A 1,701-nucleotide genomic window follows, 5' to 3' on the forward strand; every position below is an offset into this window, starting at 1 on the left:
GAAGGCGGCTGAAGAGGCGGCCAAGACGGCGGCTCTCTCGGCCATGAGCAGCACGATCACCGGCGCCTCCGGCGGCGCGGACATCCATAACTGCCTGACCTTGATGCCGCCTCAGCCACACGGGCCCGGCGTGGTCGTCGACGGCTCGCAGACGGTCCTGATCAACAATCTGCCGGCCTGTCGGGCGGGCGATACGATCGTCGAGGCGCTGGGACCACCGAACAAGATCGTGATGGGCTTGCCGACCGTGATCATCGGTGGCTGAAGGCGTTTTCAGCAGAGTTCGAGTTCGTATTCTTGCGGCCGGAGCGGGGGCATGGGCAAGAGCAGGACGGTTCCGGACCGGGCGGAGGCGAAGATCGAGCGCTTCCGCCACAAGAAGGTGCAGCGCTTCGCCTCCGACACGCGCCGCGCGCTCGGCCATGGTGCTGCCCGCAACGGCCATGTCGCCGAAGTTCTGACATTCATGGCGCTGATCCGCGACCCGGCCCGGCGCAAGCGGCCGATGTCGACGTTGCCGAGCGTGACCTGCACCGCGGCGGCGCGGCAATTCTTCCGGGCGGAGAACGGCGAGCAGGCGGCCCATCTTTTGCCTGGCCAGCTCTCGATCGACGGGGCCTTTCCATGGCTCTTCCTGAGCGGGCCGGCGGCACGGCGGCTGGAGAATCTCTTCGCCTATGTCGAGCCCTTGCGTGCCGACTACAACAAAGCCGATTCCGCAGCGGAGGCGAGCGGGCTGACCGGGGCCTTCGCCGACGCGTGCCGGCATGTGCTGCTCGGCACGGGCAGGGCGGAAACTGATATCCTGGCGGCCTACGAGAAGGTCTGGCGTTCCGGGGCGCTCGCCGCCTTCGGGGAGGCCGAGACGCAGAAGCGCAGCAAGCCAACGCCGCCACCCATCGTCTATGGAGAGCCCGGCGGGGCCGAATTCGGCATGATCCTGAACCTCGACGAGCGGACAGCAGCCTTCCAGGACGAGTCCGTCTGGGCCACCTACGAACAGCTCAGCATCCTCGGCTACTACAAGGCCGCGATGGACGAATTGCCACGGCAATTGCAGCCGCGTGCCATCGGCGAGATCCTGGCGATGCCGCCCGCCTGAAGTCCGCCGTCCATGTCGGCGCCGAAGCAGCCTTGCCGTTCGCACCCGCGTGTAGGCTCAATGGCCACCGCGGTCGTAGCACTCGGCGAAGTAGATCAGGAAGGCGTCGACGAGGCCGTTCTCATAGGGGGCGGTCTTGGCGTCCCAGCGCGCGACATAGGCCTCCCACATCCTGGCCTTGCGCGAACCGATCAGACTGCCGAGCCCGCCTTCCGAGGCGGTGCCTTCGGCGATCGCCTGAGGGTCGAGGTCGTCGACAAGCAGCCTGAGCGCCTGCTGCATCGCCGAGTACGTCTTGATCTGATGGGCCTTCAGGTCGCGGAAGCTCTCGTCAAAGGCGCGCCTGGCGTCGAGATAGCCGCTGCGCGGCTGCCCGAAGATCAGTTGAAGGGCGTCGTCCACCGTCGGCGAGAACTTCAGCGGATTGTTGTCCTGCGCCTGGATCATCGTCTGGTTGCTGCTGCGCGCCATCCGCTTGCTTTCGGCGCGGGCGGCCAGCAGGGCCTTCAGCTCTTCCGCGACCAGCCGCATCAACCCGCCGAGCTGCTCGGCGAAGGCGCCCGGATCCTGCCATGACAGCGATTGCGGCGAGATGCCGG

At 67.0% G+C, this 1,701-nt stretch carries 3 protein-coding genes; 2 read left to right on the plus strand and 1 reads right to left on the minus strand.

Features of this window, described 5'->3' with window-relative positions; genetic code table 11:
- On the plus strand, positions 1-265 hold a 265-nt coding region (locus ACIPIA_RS15670; RefSeq protein ID WP_400510894.1), incomplete at its 5' end, for a PAAR domain-containing protein.
- Positions 266-316: 51 nt separating this feature from the next.
- The gene (locus tag ACIPIA_RS15675; protein ID WP_400510896.1) at positions 317-1,102 is read left to right on the plus strand and encodes a hypothetical protein; all 786 of its coding nucleotides are present in this window, start codon (positions 317-319) and stop codon (positions 1,100-1,102) included.
- Positions 1,103-1,159: 57 nt separating this feature from the next.
- On the opposite strand, the gene tagH is transcribed toward ACIPIA_RS15675, so the two are convergent.
- Positions 1,160-1,701, minus strand: a 542-nt coding sequence (gene tagH / locus ACIPIA_RS15680; RefSeq protein ID WP_400510898.1) for a type VI secretion system-associated FHA domain protein TagH, incomplete at its 5' end; no start/stop codon positions are given.

It is taken from the genome of Allobosea sp. CER48, assembly GCF_044752385.1.
Classification (GTDB): domain Bacteria; phylum Pseudomonadota; class Alphaproteobacteria; order Rhizobiales; family Beijerinckiaceae; genus Allobosea.

Coding starts and splice junctions, on each gene's coding strand:
- ACIPIA_RS15675 (WP_400510896.1), top strand. CDS start 317: ATGGGCAAGAGCAGGACGGTTCCGGACCGGGCGGAGGCGAAGATCGAG.